This is a genomic window from Polynucleobacter sp. 39-46-10 (assembly GCF_002282275.1).
Window position 1 is genome coordinate 1 of the sequence record NZ_NCJB01000095.1, and the last position, 18563, is coordinate 18563.

Annotated in this window: 17 protein-coding genes and 4 pseudogenes; 4 read left to right on the top strand and 17 right to left on the bottom strand. The window is 45.1% G+C overall.

All coding sequences use genetic code 11. The features are described 5' to 3' along the window. Nucleotides 1–621 (top strand): TolC family protein (locus tag B7X71_RS08930; protein ID WP_293600546.1); only part of this gene is annotated, 621 nt, incomplete at its 5' end. On the opposite strand, the gene waaC is transcribed toward B7X71_RS08930, so the two are convergent. The 6 genes and pseudogenes from waaC to B7X71_RS08960 form a co-directional block, all read right to left on the bottom strand. After that, nucleotides 602–1582 (bottom strand): lipopolysaccharide heptosyltransferase I, encoded by a 981-nt coding sequence (waaC, locus tag B7X71_RS08935; protein ID WP_293600547.1) that lies wholly within the window; start codon nt 1580–1582, stop codon nt 602–604. The genes B7X71_RS08930 and waaC overlap by 20 nt on opposite strands. Nucleotides 1583–1623: 41 nt before the next feature. Then, a complete protein-coding gene (gene rfbC / locus B7X71_RS08940; protein WP_293598079.1) occupies nt 1624–2190 on the bottom strand; it encodes a dTDP-4-dehydrorhamnose 3,5-epimerase in 567 nt (188 codons plus the stop codon). Nucleotides 2191–2198: 8 nt separating this feature from the next. Continuing rightward, nucleotides 2199–3075, bottom strand: a pseudogene (gene rfbA / locus B7X71_RS08945) (glucose-1-phosphate thymidylyltransferase RfbA). Between the two features lie 10 nt (nt 3076–3085). Further along, the gene (gene rfbD / locus B7X71_RS08950; protein WP_293598081.1) at nt 3086–4048 is read right to left on the bottom strand and encodes a dTDP-4-dehydrorhamnose reductase; all 963 of its coding nucleotides are present in this window, start codon (nt 4046–4048) and stop codon (nt 3086–3088) included. Nucleotides 4049–4055: 7 nt separating this feature from the next. Beyond that, entirely contained in the window at nt 4056–5114 is a 1059-nt protein-coding gene (gene rfbB / locus B7X71_RS08955; RefSeq protein ID WP_293600548.1) for a dTDP-glucose 4,6-dehydratase, read from the bottom strand. Nucleotides 5115–5171: 57 nt separating this feature from the next. Then, the gene (locus tag B7X71_RS08960) at nt 5172–6395 is read right to left on the bottom strand and encodes a glycosyltransferase (RefSeq protein WP_293598082.1); all 1224 of its coding nucleotides are present in this window, start codon (nt 6393–6395) and stop codon (nt 5172–5174) included. A gap of 81 nt (nt 6396–6476) precedes the next feature. Between B7X71_RS08960 and B7X71_RS08965 the strand changes: the two genes are divergently transcribed. Beyond that, the gene (locus B7X71_RS08965; RefSeq protein WP_293598083.1) at nt 6477–7361 is read left to right on the top strand and encodes an alpha-1,2-fucosyltransferase; all 885 of its coding nucleotides are present in this window, start codon (nt 6477–6479) and stop codon (nt 7359–7361) included. A 4-nt stretch (nt 7362–7365) separates the two neighbouring features. On the opposite strand, the gene B7X71_RS08970 is transcribed toward B7X71_RS08965, so the two are convergent. From B7X71_RS08970 to B7X71_RS09005, 8 genes and pseudogenes are all read right to left on the bottom strand, one after another. After that, on the bottom strand, nt 7366–8289 hold the full coding sequence (locus B7X71_RS08970; RefSeq protein WP_293598084.1) for a glycosyltransferase family 2 protein: 924 nt from the start codon (nt 8287–8289) through the stop codon (nt 7366–7368). After that, nucleotides 8289–9188 (bottom strand): DUF6492 family protein, encoded by a 900-nt coding sequence (locus B7X71_RS08975; protein WP_293598085.1) that lies wholly within the window; start codon nt 9186–9188, stop codon nt 8289–8291. Before B7X71_RS08975 ends, B7X71_RS08970 begins: the two co-directional genes overlap by 1 nt. A gap of 14 nt (nt 9189–9202) precedes the next feature. Then, complete coding sequence (locus B7X71_RS08980) at nt 9203–10570, bottom strand: hypothetical protein (protein ID WP_293598086.1); 1368 nt, start codon at nt 10568–10570, stop codon at nt 9203–9205. 18 nt (nt 10571–10588) lie between these two features. Next, a pseudogene (locus B7X71_RS08985) lies at nt 10589–11541 on the bottom strand (aspartate carbamoyltransferase catalytic subunit). 5 nt (nt 11542–11546) lie between these two features. Further along, nucleotides 11547–12053, bottom strand: a complete 507-nt coding sequence (pyrR, locus tag B7X71_RS08990; protein ID WP_293598087.1) for a bifunctional pyr operon transcriptional regulator/uracil phosphoribosyltransferase PyrR — start codon at nt 12051–12053, stop codon at nt 11547–11549. Nucleotide 12054: 1 nt separating this feature from the next. Continuing rightward, nucleotides 12055–12480: a Holliday junction resolvase RuvX gene (gene ruvX / locus B7X71_RS08995; RefSeq protein ID WP_293598088.1), complete on the bottom strand. Its 426-nt coding sequence runs from the start codon at nt 12478–12480 to the stop codon at nt 12055–12057. Next, nucleotides 12473–13057, bottom strand: a complete 585-nt coding sequence (locus B7X71_RS09000) for a YqgE/AlgH family protein (protein ID WP_293598091.1) — start codon at nt 13055–13057, stop codon at nt 12473–12475. The genes ruvX and B7X71_RS09000 overlap by 8 nt, the downstream gene beginning before the upstream one ends. Before the next feature lie 110 nt (nt 13058–13167). Further along, nucleotides 13168–13869 carry a YdcF family protein gene (locus B7X71_RS09005; RefSeq protein WP_293598089.1) on the bottom strand — a complete coding sequence of 234 codons (702 nt, stop codon included), beginning with the start codon at nt 13867–13869 and terminating at the stop codon, nt 13168–13170. Between the two features lie 195 nt (nt 13870–14064). Here B7X71_RS09005 and B7X71_RS09010 point away from each other — a divergent pair, with 195 nt between their 5' ends. After that, nucleotides 14065–15549 (top strand): deoxyribodipyrimidine photo-lyase, encoded by a 1485-nt coding sequence (locus B7X71_RS09010; RefSeq protein WP_293600549.1) that lies wholly within the window; start codon nt 14065–14067, stop codon nt 15547–15549. A gap of 42 nt (nt 15550–15591) precedes the next feature. Then, nucleotides 15592–16431, top strand: coding sequence for a symmetrical bis(5'-nucleosyl)-tetraphosphatase (locus B7X71_RS09015; protein ID WP_293600550.1), 840 nt, complete (start codon nt 15592–15594; stop codon nt 16429–16431). Between the two features lie 34 nt (nt 16432–16465). On the opposite strand, the pseudogene hemL reads toward B7X71_RS09015, so the two are convergent. The 3 genes and pseudogenes from hemL to B7X71_RS09030 all read right to left on the bottom strand — a co-directional run. Further along, nucleotides 16466–17751 (bottom strand): annotated as a pseudogene (gene hemL / locus B7X71_RS09020) (glutamate-1-semialdehyde 2,1-aminomutase). A 50-nt stretch (nt 17752–17801) separates the two neighbouring features. Continuing rightward, a complete protein-coding gene (locus B7X71_RS09025; RefSeq protein ID WP_011902084.1) occupies nt 17802–17972 on the bottom strand; it encodes a rubredoxin in 171 nt (56 codons plus the stop codon). 47 nt (nt 17973–18019) lie between these two features. Further along, nucleotides 18020–18563, bottom strand: a pseudogene (locus B7X71_RS09030) (RNA methyltransferase); the annotation flags it as partial.

Below are 18563 nucleotides of genomic sequence, written 5' to 3' on the forward strand. Positions count from 1 at the left end.
TTAGAGGATTGGATTCATCAAGCAGAAACTGCAAACTTCAATGTCTTAGCAGGTCAACTGTCAGTAAATCTGGCAGAGAGCACCTTTAAGGCTTCGCAAGCACTGAACTACCCTTCAGTCAATTTTGTAGGTACTGCAGGCTATAACACCTCTAATGGAACAGCCAATAGTTTGACGCCAGCGCAAACGAATATTTATAACAACACCATTGCCTTACAAATGAGCATTCCCCTGGTTTCTGGTGGATATAACAGCTCCTTGATTCGACAAAATGCAGCCCTGTTAGATGCAGCCAAAGCAAACTACGATAACTACCGCCGGACTGCTGCGCAAAATACGCGGGCCGCTTTTACCGGTTTTTATGGTGGTTTAGCCAGCGTTAAAGCATTTGAAGCAGCTGAACGCTCCTCCACTTCTGCACTGGACTCTAGCAAGCTAGGCTTTCAAGTGGGAACCTTAATTAATATTGATGTGTTAATTGCCTTGGATACCGTAATTACCACGCGCTCACAACTTCAGCAAGCTCGCTACAACACCATTCTCAATGCCATTAAATTAAAAGCACATGCAGCAGCACTATCAGATGAAGATCTGATCTCCATCAACACCTTACTGCGCTAAGGCTGAAGCAGCTTAAGAGAAGCTTCAAGAACTTCTTGAACACTTGGTGGTTTTTGAATATCACCCACATTACAAATTCGCTTCGACCAATACCCCTCAGTCTTCCAGCGTGGTGAGTCGCAGTAGATTTCGACTGTAGGCTTATTATCGAAAAAGCATCCTCAATCGAAAAAGCTGGGGGGACCAGTGCATTTGGAATCTGTGATGCGAGTAATTCACTAATCGCTTTTTCAGAAGGGCCACCCCAAGGGAAAACCACTTGATATCCTCGACCAGATAAATCTTTACCTAGCGTAATCCAATTGTCATTAGACCAACGCTTAGCCTCTCGAGCTGTCGAATGGAAGCACAAAATATAAGGCGTATGAAGCCCATCAACGGATCTCTTTGAAATACTAGAAACCCATTCTGGTGGATAAAACTGTGGTGCATCATCGCGCTCTATCAAAGGCCAATCCAATGCTGAACAAGTGACCCATCGTGAACGATCGACTGCATGACACTGAATAGGAACCTGTACCGACTGGTTATAGAAAGCTCTAGCCAAAGGCTCGTAACCTGAGAACTCGGTTGAATTGGCAAGGCCTGCAATGACAGCTCCACAGCTCTTTTTAGCCAAAGAGCATACGATAGCGGATTTAAGCAATCCCTGGGTTTCGATCAATACGTCATAAGTGGTGGACTGTAGTGTTTTTCTAAATGCAAAAAACTCTTTCCACGTTGCCAACTTAAACAGGTTCTTCTTCCAGCGGCGTAAACCAAAAGGAATGATGCGATTAATCCCATTGAAACCATCACGCGACAGTAAGGGCTCAAGTAAGTGGACATACCCTTCTTCCACCACCCAATCAATTTGAGCATCCGGTAAGCGTGCGCGCAAATCCCAAACAATCGGCAAGTTATGCAAGACATCCCCAAGAGAGGATAGTTTTACCAGCAGGATTTTGGGGGAAGTGCTCATGCGAGCATTATCTTATCTTTTGAAAACCAAGCTAAATCGAGTTAAAACTTAGGCACCGCATCCCAAGATAAACCGGCTGCATCCTTGGCGTTCATATTGGGCGCAATCCCTGAAGGCAAGGGCCACTGAATACCGACAGTTGGGTCATTCCAAGCCAAACAAGCTTCGCTTTGCGGGTGATAGTAATCAGTCGTTTTGTAAAGAAATTCTGCTGTTTCTGAGAGGACTAAAAATCCATGCGCAAATCCAGCTGGTATCCATAGTTGCTTATGATTTTCAGCGCTTAACTCAACGCCAGCCCACTTGCCATAGGTTGGTGAATCTTTACGAAGGTCTACAGCAACGTCAAAAACGCTACCAGCAACCACCCGCACTAACTTTCCCTGAGTCTGATCCAATTGATAATGCAAGCCACGCAAAGTCCATTGGCGAGAAAATGAATGGTTATCTTGCACAAATTCCACATTCAAGCCAGTAGCCGCTGCAAAGTCTTGGGCATTAAAAGACTCGGTAAACCAACCACGCTCATCACCAAATACCTTGGGCTCAATCACAAGCACATCATGAATGGATGTAGGCGTTACCTGAAGCTTAGAAGGTGTAATCATCTTGGCGCTCACCCAACTGCTTTTTTATGAGATAAAGCAACTGGTTGGGCTGAGGTATTGAGCTCATTTAATATTTTGCTCAAGTATTGGCCGTAACTGTTTTTGCTGAGTTGAGTTGCAACTTTTTGCACTGTCTCAGCGCTAATCCAGCTCTGGCGGTAAGCAATCTCTTCACAAAGAATCATGCGTTCCAGTATCAAGCCATGCAAAACCACGGCCCATGATTTCTACATTGAGCTCATTCTTTTCGAGGTAAACGCGATTAACATCAGTAATCTCCAGCTCGCCACGAGCACTCGGCTTGATTGAAGAGGCGATATCGCAGACTTGATTGTCATAAAAATATAGTCCTGTAACCGCATAACTACTTCTTGGCTTAAGCGGCTTTTCTTCAATCGAGAGTGCTTTGTAATCCTTATCAAACTCCACCACACCATATCGCTCTGGATCATTCACATGATAAGCAAATACGGTTGCACCACTAGTGCGATCATTAGCGCTATCAAGTTGATCAACTAATTCATGGCCATAAAAAATATTATCCCCAAGCACCAAAGCGCTGGGATTATTGCCTACGAAGTTTTTGCCAAGAGTAAATGCTTGCGCCAAGCCATCTGGTGAGGGTTGAACGCAATACTCAATGTTTAGGCCCCATTGAGAGCCATCTCCCAGCAACTCTGCAAAACGTGGCGTGTCATGCGGTGTAGAAATCAACAAAATATCTCGAATGCCTGCAAGCATCAAAGTAGTCAATGGATAGTAGACCATCGGCTTGTCATAGACGGGCATTAACTGCTTGGAAACTGCTTGAGTAACGGGATATAGGCGCGTACCAGATCCGCCCGCCAAAATAATTCCCTTACGATTGGTTTGAGTCCCTGCCATAGCGCTCTTTCTAGATAAGCCCATCTTTTGCCAAATTGGAAATGTAAGTCTTTACAGACTCGCTCCATGAATGATTCAATTGCTGCAATTTTGACATATCGCCTCGAGCCTCAAATACCTTACGCAGCTTATCTGTCGACATCCTTGAATTCATGGGCCTAGGAGCAGGTAAAGGGTATTCAACCGAGGGAATGGGCTTGATTGCATCCCGCGCCGCTTTCATGGTCACCCCAGCTTCAAATGCTGACTGCACCACCAAGGTTGCTAAACCATGCCATGTAGTTTCTCCAGCGGGAACAGCATGATAAATGCCAGAAGGAAATTCTTTGATATTCAGCCCTTCATCTGCCACTAAATTTAGACTCACTTGCGCCAACCATGCAGCACTGGTTGGAACACCATACTGGTCATCAATAATCTTCAGCTCTTCACGCTCTTTGGCTAAACGCAAAATGGTCCGAATAAAATTTCCACCATCGCCATATACCCAACTGGTTCTGAAAATCGCATATTGGCCATCGCCTCCAACAGTATCAAAAACTCGGGCTATTCCCTCTTCACCTGCAGCCTTACTTTTACCGTAAACACCCAATGGATTCCGTAGATCATCCTCTAGGTAATAGCCGTATTTCTCACCATCAAAGACATAATCTGTTGAGTAGTGCAGAAAAGTAGCGCTATGATCTGCAGCATATTGCGCCATAATCTCGGGTGCTCGAGCATTAATTGCAAAAGCTAAATCAGACTCCACCTCTGCTTTATCAACAGCCGTGTAAGCTGAAGCATTAATAATCAACTGAGGCTGAAATTGATTGAGCAATTGCTCAAGAGCAACTGTATTGGTAAGATCGCATTCAGAGCGTCCAACATACTGAATGAGCGGCTTGGCAAGTAGAGACGATGTACGTACTTCTAACTCCTCTCTAAAGGCTTTTCCTAATTGGCCATCCTTGCCGAATACGAGAATCTTCATTAAATCTTTAGTTGTACTGCTTAGAAAGCCAGTCACGGTAAGAGCCGCTCACTACACCTTCAATCCAAACTGGGTTATCTAAATACCATTGCACCGTCTTGCGAATACCGGTATCAAAAGTCTCAGCAGGTCGCCAACCCAACTCACGCTCAACCTTACTCGCATCAATAGCATAACGACGATCGTGGCCAGGGCGGTCTTTTACGTAAGTAATTTGCTCTACATAAGACTTGCCGTCAGCACGTGGCTTTAACTCATCCAAGATAGAGCAGATGGTTTTAACTACATCGATATTGGCCTTTTCATTCCAACCGCCAATGTTGTAGGTCTCACCTAATTTACCTTTTGCTAATACATCACGAATGGCTGAACAATGATCGCCAACATACAGCCAATCACGAATTTGCTGACCATCACCATAAATTGGCAAGGGCTTACCGTTAAGTGCATTCAGAATTACTAATGGAATCAGCTTTTCTGGGAAGTGATACGGGCCATAGTTATTGGAGCAATTGGTGGTCACCACCGGGAAGCCATAGGTATGGAACCAGGCGCGCACCAAATGATCAGAGGCGGCTTTAGAAGCTGAATATGGGCTATTAGGCTCATAGGGATTAGTTTCTGTAAATGCTGGATCAGTTAAAGAGAGTGAACCATATACCTCATCAGTTGAGACATGGTGAAAACGGAAAGCTTGCTTTGCAGATTCACTCAAGCCATTCCAATATTCACGAGCACATTCGAGTAAATTAAAAGTACCTACTATATTGGTGGTGACAAACTCAGCAGGCCCATGAATCGATCGATCCACATGACTCTCTGCAGCAAAATTTACAATAGCGCGAGGCTGATGCTCTTTAAGCAATCGGGCAACCAACTCTTTATCGCCAATATCTCCATGTATGAAAACGTGACGAGGATCGTCTTTCAGAGATTCTAGAGTGGCTAAGTTACCCGCATAGGTCAGCTTATCCAGGTTAATAACACCCTCATTACCTGGCACTTTTAACCAGTCAAGCACGAAATTACCACCAATAAAACCGGCCCCGCCAGTTACTAAAATCATTTTTTACCTTATTACTCAAATACTTAAGAACCCGTTACTAAATAGGGATACGCAAAATTATTCTAATAATTTTAACTGATCTATTAAGGACTTAGCGCGATGAAGGGTGGTGTGGGAAGCAAATACCTCACGCTGCGCATAAAGAGCTTTTTCAACCCCCAAGGAAGGATTACGCATCAACTCGTTAAACAATTGATCGTACTGGGTGGGTGACTCAGCAATAAAAAAGGAATTTTCTCCAAAAATCTTGTTGAGGAGCATGGGGTGGTCAATCAATTGTGGAACGCCACATGCTGCCAATTGATATGTACGCTCATTTAATTCACAAGCCCAATCAATTTGTTCTGGTAGGTGTACATTTAGACCCACCTTAGCGCGCGCATAAATATAGCGATCCCGCTCTCGATTAAATTGAAAATGCTTCACCTGCTTCCAGCCGGGGCCATCAAGAAATCCAGAGTACTGACGTGCAATATTTTTTAAATACGCAATGTGTTCACGTTTGCGCGAGGCCATCAAAACATAGTTCAGATCGCGTTCAAATCCTGCAACCGGAAAATAGTGCAATGTATTGGCACCAAAAGGAATATAGAGAATTTGGTAGCCCGCATCAAAAAAAGGCGCGTATTCCTTTCGGCTCTTGACGTAATCCTCATCTCGATAGCTATAGAAAAAGTCAATGTGATGGGCTTTTGCCCAAGCCAAGCGTGGCAATAAAGGAGTGCTTTCATACTCCTCTAATGCAGCGCTCAAGCCAACACGCAAACGATGCACTGACTTGTACTTTGCTATCACATCCCAATCGATTCTGCGTAAGTACTCATGATTATCGCTAGATAGCAAAACGGTTGGTTTAAAGCTCTCTAAAGCCTGCTGACTATCATCATACCACCCCAATGCCTGCGCTGGAATGCCAATGTAATTTAAGCTCTCCATCAAATTAGAGAAGAGCGAATATCCTGCTGGCGAAAATCGTGCGTCGGGTATTTGTATCAAAACACGCTCTTCACTAACACCAGCCATGCAGTCTTTAAAAGATATCTCTAAATTAAGTTTTAATCTCGCGCCCTGCTGCACCAAGAGATCAGGAGAATTTAAGCAAGCCTCAATATTTTCATGAATATCTCGGTTAGCTAATGCACGCTCAGCTTCGGCCAAAATTGCATCATGCTTTTGAACCGTTGCAGAATTGAAAAGCCAATTAAATTGATGCTTTTCAAATGAGCGCTGTAGCTTAACTTTGCGTTTCTTAGCAAGCTGCAACAAATGGATAAGAGTCATATTCAGCTTGAAATACAAAGAAAGTGGTTTTAGGCAACAGGACTCCCAGTTGAGCCCATCTGATGGTCTAATTATAGAATTATGAACATCATCGCACAGCTCCAAGGCGGCCTCGGCAATCAACTGTTTCAGTATGCTACTGCCAGAGCCTTAGCACATCAACACCAAACCCCACTGCTGCTTGATCAAAGTTGGTTTACCAAGACCTATGATGATGTTACCCCTAGAAAACTACTGCTCTCCGCTTTAAATACTAAGGGGGCCGTCATCTCACTTGATACGCCACCAAAAAGACCTAAGCGTATTCAGCGCATTCTTCAGAAGTTATGGCCCATTAACCCCTACGTTTATTTAGAGCAAAAGCCTTATCGTTTTGATCCCAACTTACTCAAAGCGCCTACTTTCAAATCTCAAAGTCTCTACCTCATAGGATATTGGCAGTCTTATCGTTATTTTGAGTCGATCAAAAAAATACTGCAAACCGAAGTGAGCCCCAAAACTCCCCTAAGTACTCATTACCAAAAATATCTAAATCAAATTCAAGCTAGTAACGCTGCCATGGTTCATGTACGTCGTGGTGACTATGTCCATCTTGCGAGTGCAGCAAAGGTACATGGCTTTCTTGGGCTGGACTATTACCAGCAAGGAATGCAGCTGCTTCTGAACAAGAATCCAGAGACCCAATTTTTTGTATTTTCAGATGACTTAGATTGGGTTAAAGCTAATCTACCCCATCAAGACAGGGCAACCTTTATTCAGTCTCTTGAAGGCAGCGATGCAGTTATTCAAGAATTGGAGTTGATGACACATTGCCAAAGTCATTTAATTGCCAATAGCTCTCTGAGCTGGTGGGCAGCCTGGCTGGCAAAAGATTCAAATAACACGGTAATTTGTCCGAGCCGATGGACCAATGACCTCACTATGAATTGGGATGACCTGCTCCCATCCCGCTGGCAAAGAATCTAAGCGCTTAGAAACGGCCACGAAGAGAAGCTAGAGCCGAAACTAAAAGCCGCTCAAGCCTAGTCAACGGAGTTAACAAGCCGTTACGGCGAAACTGAAAGCGCGCATAAATCTCATAATTTGCCAGCACAGAAACACCAGGAATCTTCTGATTCAATTGCAACATAAAAGGGATGGCCTGCTTCAGTCTTTTACTTAATGCCATTGGCCTAGGGAAAAGTTCATCGTCCATACCCAGGCCGACTAAGTAAGCTCTTCTGCTGACATTAAAAATCCGATTTGTCTCAGAGTTCTGAACTTGACTCGTTTGCTTAGCGTGAATTCGGTAGGTAATTAAATTGTCATGAAGATTAGCAAAGCGATATCCCGCCAAAGCCAGCTCTGACCAAAGCGAGTAATCTTCCGCATAGTCCTTGCCAATCCGATAAGGATGCCTCTTAAACGCCTCCGCTCTACCCATAACAGCAGGATTACACAAAGGGCTGCAAACGGTAATTAAGGCGCGGATATCTGAGTCCGAGTAACGCTGCTTTGATGACTTCATCCTGCCGCTACTCTCATAAAGCGAATAATGGGATCCGCCACAAATATCTGCTTTGCATGATTCCAAAAAGGCAACTTGCAACTGCAGGCGGTTAGGGAAAGCAATATCGTCAGCATCCAAAAAAGCAATGTACTCACCCCGAGCTGCCGCAACCAATTGGTTTCGAGCATTTACTAGACCTTGATTCTGAACTAGATGCGTTTTTATAATCCGTTCATCATCAAATTGCTCTATGACCTGCTGAGTCTGATCTGTAGAACCATCGTTGAGAATGAGCAACTCAAAATGAGGATAAGTCTGCTCCAAAATACTCTCAATCGCTTGAGCAATATGCCGCTCTGCATTAAATGCCGGCATCAGCACACTGACTAGCGGTGTTCTCGTCATCACACGTAGCTCTGTAAATATCGACCAAAGCGCTTGATACGCCTTAACAAACGGGAAGGCAATGATTTATTACTGGAGCCAAGATGGCCATCAATATCCCAAGCAGACTGATAAATTACTCCAAAATAATTTTGCGCTAATTTAGCCTCGGTTTCACCCAAGCGCCTCATTAAAAAATACTGCCAGTCATAGTGATAGGTTCTAAATAAGGGCTCTACAGCAATTAAGGGAATGGCATGATATTTCATGAGCGCCTCCCCATATATCAAAGACTCTGGATGTTCTAGAGTAATGAGATCCCAAATACTGATATCTTTAGGCTGCAAATACTCCTGATCTAGGGATTGCCAAACTTTTGCAGACCAATTAAAAGGGGCTGGGGCGCAATAAAAATGGGGGCCAACTCGACCAAATAACTTTTGTACGCGCTCCGCCTCGACCTTAAGGTCGCGCTCTACCTTATGATGCCCGCGATTGCTAGCGATTTGAAATAGCTCTTTATTCTGATGAAGCACGGTATAAGGAACATTGTCATTGCGAACAAAGTCAGATTGCCTGAAATCACGAATGAATTTGCTATCCGAATCTAAGCAGAGATAGTTTTCAGCTATACCCAGGCGCCAAAACTCTGCTTTGATGATTTGCTGAGATAGCCCTCCAGGCATGGCTTGATATTGCTCAAAGCTAACCCCAGAATTAGCGGCAACAATTTCCTCATCTGCTACCCATTGATATGAATCTTTGCCAAGCACTTCTTCTAGCAACGCCTTCTCAGAAGTCGGAGTAGAAATATAGAAGGGGATTTGATCGAGGTTATGCAGCTTCACCGAATCCAGAAGCTGCTTAAGGCGGAGAAAATCTCGTGAGTACGATTTGCAATAAAGGACAAAGTCTTTCAATGAATTTCCGTTCTTTATTTTGATCTATTTTGTACTTGAGTCAGAATGGTATTTACCGCTTGGTCCACTCCAATCGGCTTCCATGTAGGCTCAATTAATTGCCTACCCTTCCAATCCAGCCAAATTTTCTCCAAAGTAAATTCAATTGCTTCTGGGTCAAGTTGTGGGCTGAGGTAAGCACCCCTATCCAAAAGCATTTGGTCTAACTGTGGATTCCGATGGGTGATGCCCCAGATCGGACGTCCTGTCCATAGGTAATCATAAAACTTAGACGGTATATATTCTGCACACCATTCATCATTACCATGTAACAAGATCAAGACGTCAGCAGCTTGCATTTTTTCAACGACTCGCTCGCGACCGGATTTGCCAGTAGTGGGATCTCGCTCTAAACGACCATGTGCCAGTAAGACATCCTCAAAACCCAATTGCTTGATTGCATCTATTGAGAGTGGATCCAAGGGGGCGCCATAAGCATGAACACGAATTTGTTCTCGGGCTTCTGGGTATTTTTTTAGTAAAGGCGCCAAGGCCTTGAGAATCGTAGAAAGTGAGCGGTCATTTGCCAAAGAGCCAAAATGACATAAATTGAGTTGCCCTGTATATTGGTGTGACTGATTGACATCCAAACTTCCAGGCGGCTTTGCGCCCGGGGTCACTACAAAACCATGTGCATTATTAGGGGTATTCAGATTTGCATTGCGCACCTTTGCATAATGCAAAGCACCATCGGTAAACCACCAGACCTTGTCGGAAAATCGAGTAAGTTGATTTTCTAAATAATGCCGAAAACGCGCATCGCGGTTTTTAGGCGCATCAAAGCCTTGATCTTCTGGACTCTTACGGATCACCAAAGGATCATGCACTTCAGAGATCAACTCTATGCCAGTCGCTTTTTTTAGCCAAACTCCAGCGAGATGCGCAGACCATGCGCTCCCCACTGAGAAAACCACATCAACCTTGCCAGATTTAATTAGGAGCCAGCCGCGGATAAAAGCCGGTAGGGACCATGACCATTGACTTGAGTAACCAAGCAATAACTTCTCAATTGCAATCAAAGGTGAAAGCAATAATGAAACTGTTCTAGTCGTTACTTTATAAATCAAGCCTCGACCATACTTGTTGGCTACCCAGTGTCGAAAATCGAAACGGAAACCTGATGGGCCCCAAGCAATGAACTGATAGTGTGGGAAACGTTGATCTTTGAGTCCGGTAATTGCACTAAATACAATTGGCTCGACGCCAGCCTCCAGTAGATAAGGAATCTTATCCGTAATAGTTAAGCTTGCAGCACGCCCATCCATATTAAATGCATGCGTCAAGATCAACCAGCGTTTCTTGTCAGTTATTGCTGGTAGCTGCACGGTACTTTGAGTGCTCAAGAACAATATCCGATCTATCTAGTTGCCGGCAACGATTGACATCACAGCCATGCGCACCGCAATACCAAAGGTGACCTGATTCAGAATAACTGACTGAGGACCATCCGCTACCGCTGAATCAATTTCCACACCACGGTTCATGGGACCAGGGTGCATCACGATAGCATCCGGTTTAGCTAAGGCTAAGACTGTCTAAAGAAAGCATCGCCCTCTGGAACCTGACCTGCTTCCATGCGTTCTTTCTGAATACGCAAGGTCATGACAACGTCAACACCTTTTAACCCTTCTTCCATGCTGTGAAATACCTTCACTCCCAGCATATCTAGATCACTTGGCAAAAGACTCTCGGGTCCAATCGCACGAATATCTGTACAACCTAGGGTTCTTAAAGCACAAATATTCGATTTAGCAACTCGGCTATGCACAATATCGCCCACAATCGCCACTTTCAAACCGCTAAAGTCTTTCTTGAAGTGGCGCATTGTGTACATATCCAACAAGCCTTGGGTAGGATGCTGATGGCTACCATCGCCAGCATTGACTATGTGAACGTGTGCGGGAATATGCTGAGCAATCTCAATAGGTGCTCTGGAAACGCTATGACGCACCACAAAGATATCCGCCTGCATAGCCACTAAGTTATCAATCGTATCTAAAAGACTTTCACCTTTAGCTGTTGAGGAAGTAGAGATATCTAAATTAATGACATCGGCCGATAAGCGTTTAGCAGCAATCTCAAAAGTAGTGCGAGTGCGGGTGGAATTTTCAAAGAACAAATTGAAAACACTCTTGCCGCGAAGTAATGGAACTTTTTTTACCTCTCGTGCAGGATTGGTCACGCTGACAAACTGTTGTGCGGTATCGAGTATGTGAAGGATTTGCTCTTTTGGCAAACCTTCCAAAGTGAGCAAGTGAGTTAACTCACCAGCGGCATTGAATTGATTTACCGGGGCGTTTACTAAGTCGTTCATTCCGCTCATGCTGCACGCTCCTCTAATTGGAAGCTGAACTTGCCAGCATCATTTTTCTCTAAAACCAATATTTGATTATTGGGAACATTCACTGCCTCCCCTACAAAATCCGCTGAGATCGGCAACTCACGATTCTCACGATCAGCCAAGACCATCAACTCCACTTGCGCAGGTCTACCAAAATCAAATAACTCATTGAGTGCTGCACGAACTGTACGGCCAGTCAGCAATACATCATCGATCAAAATCACGTTTGCACCATTGACCTCAAAAGGAAGATGGGTAGACATGGTACTAGCAGTTCGCAGCGCTGTCATACCTTTCTCAGCATAGTCATCCCGATGAAACGCCACATTAATAACGCCAAAGTGAGGAAGATTTAAATCTGCGGCTAAACGCTCCGTAATCCACGCGCCGCCCATTGCAAGACCAGCCAACTCAAATGCATCGCCAGCCTTCTTGCGCTGACTCAAAGTCTCTAGTAATTTCAGGTAGGACTGCTCTGCATTCATCTCAACTAATCCAATTCTTCTCAACAAAATACTGCTCCAAAATTAAGGCCGCAGACTGCGCATCCAAATTGTCTCGCATATCGGGATCCCCCTCTAAAACGGCCGAGGAATAACGCTCATCCACCCATTCCACCGGCAAATGAAAGCGCCCCTGTAGTTGATCGCCAAAGCGACGAGCCTTGGCGCTCATTTCATGCTCCGTACCGTCAGGGTGGCAAGGAAGGCCGACTACTAGGCGATTGGGCTGCCACTCCTTTAAAAGCCCCTCAATGACTCTGAATGCAGCATCACTAGATGACTCTGTAATAGTTTTAATTGGCTGTCCTAGGCAAGTGAGGGTATTACCCACAGCAACACCAATACGCCGCGTCCCGAAGTCAAAAGCCATCACAGTAAACTCTGGGCCCTTCTTCAAGTTCTCAGGCATGCCCTGCCTCGCCAGATAGATGGGAGGGATTAAACCCCAAAAGACCCATCGTCCGCTCATAGCGCTGGCTAGAGGGCGTATTAAAAATAATCTCAATCATTTCCTTTTGGGATAAAGGAACATTGATCCAGCCATTGAGGCTAATCTCCTCCTCAAGCTGACCCGCACTCCAACCCGCATAACCCAAGGTCATTAAGAATTTACTAGGCCCAGAACCTATTGCGACAGCCTCAAGCACATCTTTTGATGTCGTCATGGTCAAACCGCCTGGAACCGCCAAAGAGGAGCTGTAAGCTATTTCTGTAGAGGGCTCATGCAAAACAAAACCACGTTCGATTTGCACTGGACCACCAAAATAGACCGGTTGTTCAGATACTGGCTCAGCCTCCAGCTTGACCTCAATTTTTTCAAATAAGGCGCCCATATCCAACTCAGTCGGGCGATTGATTACCAAGCCCATTGCGCCCTGCTCGGTATGTTCAAAAAGATAGATGACTGAACCCGCAAAATTGGGATCGACCATCCCAGGCATGGCAATGAGGAATTGGTTTGCCAGATGATCAGCAGAATAAGCAATTGAGGACCCAGCAACAGCTTGGGAGGTCTGGGTGGGTGTTGTAGCTTGACCCACAGGGGCTTTTTTAGCCGTGTTCATGTGGGTTTATTTTACCGAATTCTCTGTCCTGGCTAGATCTTTCCGGTGATCCAGTAGGCAAGAAGACCAACCCCTTCATGCATCACCTTATTCCAGTTTTGCACACCATCCTCCAGATCAAACTTACCCCAGCGAAGCTGATTGCCGGTTTGGTAGTCCACGGAGACTGGGATTACCTCAATTCCTTGTTTTTGGAAAATCTTTATCGATCGATACATGTGTGATGCCGAGGTGATTAGTAGCCAAGGTTTTGGGGGTGCATCAGCTTCTTTGGCGCTCTTAGCCTCTAACTCCAAGATCATGGGCTTCATCAACACGACATTTTCATAGGTATTGCGGGACTGATTTTCATAATGGGCATTTTTGTCTGGCAAGCCCTGCTCCGCCACCAACTGCTTGAAGGCATCCGCTTCAGAGATCCCCTTGGGAGAAAGACGCCCGGAGAAGCCACTAAAAATGTAGGGTAGATCTGGGTACTTGCGAATGAGCTCAAAGGCTTTGGTAACACGCTCAGCTGAGGAGTAAATGGATACCTCACCACGGTCTACTGCAATCTCACCACCCTCAATGGCGCCACCCAAAATAATGATTCCAGCAAACTCCGCCTCGGGCATCTGTGTAAGCTGAACCTTAGGAACGCTATCCTCAAGAGTCCTTAAAAAGACCTCTGAAGTTGGTAACCACCCAACTAGTAACAAGTCTGCCAGAGCTAAAAGCAAAAATTGTTTGCACAAATGGGGTTTTCTAAGGCTCAAAAATAACAAGCTGAGGACGACAAAAACAATGACCCAGTTCAGGGGCTCAATGCAAAACTGCACAATTTTAGAAAAAACAAAAAATAAAGTGTCTATAAATTAGCAATCTATTAGTAGGCAGCATATTACTCGCATGCCAAGCGAGTCGGCCTATTTGGCCCTAATATAGGGGCTATGAAAAAAGCTCTCGTTTGGCTCCGTCGCGACTTGCGTCTCTATGACAATACAGCGCTTCATCACGCCCTGAAAAATAATGCCCAAGTTTGGCTAGCGTTTATCTTCGATACCGATATTCTGGATCCACTGAAGTCTGAAGATCTAGATGCAAGCGGTCTAAAACATGATCGCCGCGTAGACTTTATTTGGCAAGGTCTGAAGCAAATCGACGAGCAATTACGTAAACAAGGTGGCGGACTGATTGTTCAGTATGGTGAACCCAATACGTGCATTCCGAAGATTGCGGAGATTTTGGGCGTCAATGCTGTATACGCCAATCATGACTATGAGCCCTCAGCCATTGCTCGAGATTTATCGGTAAGCACTTCACTCAATGAACTAGGTATTGGTTTTGAAACCTTTAAAGATCAAGTCATCTTTGAGAAGAAAGAAATTCTGACGAACTCCAATACGGTTTTTTCAGTCTTCACTCCCTACAAAAATAATTGGCTTAAAACCCTTCAAGAAAATGATATCGCTGCCTATGACTGCACTCCCAAAGAGGGACAGTGGGGCTCAATACCCAAAGCGCTACAAGGCAGTCTTCCAAGCCTGGAATCAATGGGCTTCACACCCACTGGGATTGAAACCTATCTACCACCAGGATCTGAAGGTGGTCAAAGTTTCTTAGAGGACTTTCTCCATCGCATTGACCAATACCAAATTGGCCGTGATTTTCCAGCTGTTAAAGGGGTGAGCTACCTATCGACACACCTTCGTTTTGGCATGCTCTCAATCCGAGGCCTGGTTCGAGAAGCTCATCGACGCATGCTTGCCGGTAGCATGGGTGCCACCATTTGGTTAAGCGAATTGATATGGCGAGATTTTTATTTCATGATTCTGGCCAATCATCCACGCCTTGCTGAGGGCGCAGCCTTCAAACCAGACTACGACAATATCGAATGGGAAAGCGGTGCCACAGCTAAGAAGCTATTTAAAGCTTGGTGCGAAGGCAAAACAGGTTACCCATTAGTAGATGCTGCTATGTGCCAACTGAACCAAAGTGGCTATATGCACAATCGTCTACGCATGGTGGTTGCCAGCTTTCTTACTAAGGATTTAGGAATTAATTGGCGCTGGGGCGAAGCCTATTTCGCGCAGCATCTCAACGACTTTGAACTTTCCTCCAATAATGGTGGCTGGCAGTGGGCCTCTTCATCCGGTTGTGATGCCCAGCCCTACTTCAGGATCTTTAATCCCATTACACAATCTGAAAAATTTGACCCCGAAGGTAAATTTATCCGTCGCTACTTACCGCAGCTGGAAAACTTATCCAAAAAATCTATTCATGCACCTTGGGAGGCTGGTCACTTGGAACTTGAAGCTGCTGGCATCGTATTGGGTCGCGACTATCCATTCCCGATCGTCAACCATGATGAGGCACGCAAGAAGACTTTAGTGCGCTACAGCGTAGTCAAAAAGGCAAACCCTGAAGAAGCTTGACCTAATTCAATGTTTTTCATCAAAACCGATTTAAGATAAGGTATGAGCAAAATCTACGCGGTTGGCGATGTTCAAGGATGTGCCCCATCCTTGAAAGCGCTCATCAAGAAACTCCCTGCTAAATCAAAGATCATTTTCTTAGGAGATCTTGTCAATCGCGGCCCTGACTCCCTAGGTACATTGCGCTATCTTAAAAGGCTTCAAGAGAGCCAACGTATCGAATGTATTTTAGGTAATCATGACCTGCATTTACTGGCTGTCGACGCTGGTTTACGTAAAACTAAAGGTTTAGATACTGTTCAGCCTATTCTCGATGCCCCTGATCGGGCAGAACTAATTTCTTGGTTGCGTCACCGGCCCATGGCACTGAGCAATGGCAAAGTCTTAACAGTGCATGCAGGGGTACTTCCGCAGTGGGACCTACAGCAAACAATTGAGTGTGCAAAAGAGGTGGAAAAGGCGCTGCGTAAAAAATCCTATAAAGATTTTTTAGCAAATATGTATGGCAATACTCCCAATAAATGGAGTAACTCCCTCAAAGGTTATGAGCGTCTTCGCGTCATTACCAATGCGCTGACCCGCATTCGCTTCTGTACTCCCAGTGGGACCATGGAGTTTGAGAGTAAAGAAGGTTTTGAGAATGGACCTAAAGGCTATGTGCCGTGGTTTAAAGCCCCCAAGAGAAAAACCGCTGATACGCTCATGTTCTTTGGACACTGGTCTACTTTAGGCTTATTGCGCAATAAGAATGTGATTGGATTAGATACCGGATGTGTGTGGGGCGGAAAACTCACAGCCATGGAAATCCCAGAATCTGGCAAGGATGGTCAAAAATTAGAGCTTATTCAGGTGGCTGGCTATGACCACCCTCTCCGAATGTAATCCTGCATCTCGATCTTTAAATCAACCAGACCATTTAGAGCTTTTTAAAAGCAGATCTTGCAGCTGTAATAATCTCATCCACTACAGCATTGTCATGCGCAATAGAAGTAAATCCAGCCTCATAGGCAGATGGGGCAAGGTATACGCCCTGATCTAACATCAAGTGGAAGAATTTCTTGAATGCCTCAATGTTGGTTTTAGTCACCGCTTCATATGAGGTGGGAACTTGATCAGCAAAATAAAAGCCGAACATCCCACCAACACTATCTACTGCAAACGGAACTTTTGCTTCATCTGCAGCCTGCTTTAGTCCCATCATCAGTTTTTCTGTCTGCCCTGTAAGGCACTCATAAAATCCAGCGCGAGAAACAATCTCCTAAGTCCTGCCGCTACCGCAACTGGATTGCCAGATAAGGTACCAGCTTGATAGACATTTCCCAGTGGCGCCAACTTTGACATGATTTCTTTTTTGCCACCGAAAGCTGCCATCGGCATCCCTCCACCCATGACCTTACCCAAACAAGTTAGGTCCGGAGTAATGCCTTGCAAGGATTGAGCGCCGCCTAATGCAACTCTAAATCCAGTCATCACTTCGTCGTAAATCAAAACACTGCCATATTGAGCAGTCAAAGTACGCATCGCAGATAAAAATGCTGCAGATGGTTGAATCAAATTCATATTGCCAGCTATCGGCTCCAGAATCACTGCAGCAATCTGATCACCCTGCTTTTTAAATACTTCTTCTAGTGCTGCAACATCGTTGTAAGGCAGTACTAAGGTATGCTTCACCAAATCCTGTGGAACGCCACCAGATGAGGGCGCATTTTGTGTTGAGTCAGCAAATGTCAGTAATCCAGATCCAGCCTTTACCAACAAACTGTCTGCGTGACCGTGGTAACAACCTTCAAATTTAATAATCAAATCTCGCCCGGTATAACCTCGCGCAAGACGCAGAGCGCTCATAGTGGCCTCAGTACCACTAGACACCATGCGTACTTGCTCAACGCTCGGCATGAGCTGGCAAATGCGTTCAGCCAACTCAATTTCACCCTCAGTAGGAGCGCCGTAGCTAAAGCTAGTTTCTGCAGCCTTCTGCACTGCCTCAACCACTTCAGGGTTAGCATGGCCAGCAATCATAGGGCCCCATGACATGATCAAATCGATGTAACGCTGTCCATCGGCATCCCAAAAATAAGGTCCCTTTGCCTTTGTTACAAAACGTGGCGTACCACCCACCTGACGAAAAGCCCGTACCGGGGAATTCACGCCTCCGGGAATCGTTTTTTGTGCACGCTCAAATAAGATGTCGTTTTGTCCCAAGATGCTATTCCTGATTTCGCTATTGATTTAAATATTTTTAGGTAGGTCGATTAAATTGCCATCATTTCAAAATCTTCTTTACGTGCGCCACACTCTGGGCATGTCCAATTCATTGGCACATCTTTCCACAATGTTCCAGGTGCAATTCCCTCCTCAGGCAAACCAGCAGCTTCGTCATAAACCCAGCCACAAATCAAACACATATACGTTTTAAATTCCATATCTTCCCTTTTTACTAATTGCAGTAACGAAACTATTTTAGATCTCGCTAGCCATCTCTTTTTGGATGCATTTCAAACTTAAAGAGCCTGCATTCCAAAGGGCCATTAAACAGCGGGGTACGCTTGGACTCCTTAATCCGCAGTTGTCCTGGCAAAGCCATATCTGCTGTGAGGACAAATACACTCCAGCCACCAAAAGCATCCTTCAGGTGTTGGCCAAACTGACGCAAAAATTCCACAAACTGAGGATCTTGCTCTTCTTGAGCTTGCAGTTTTTTGAGGGACTCTCTACTCGATCGTTTCGCACTTTGACGACCCGTTTCTACATTCTGCGCAAAGCGATCTTCAGTCACCTCTGCATCATCATAGACATCTTCTTCTGACTGCATATCTCGACCACGACCGCCTTTAATCGCCAAACGCTCACCGTAGGGAGGGTTTAAAAGCATCACGCCATCTTTTGCATTTTGAGGAGGTTTGCTCGCCAAAGCGTCAATCTGGCGAGTGACGGGTAAATCTGGCAATTGAGCACGCTGCCAATTGCCTTTAAACATTGCCACTAAGCGCTCGTTAATATCTCCGCCACTAATT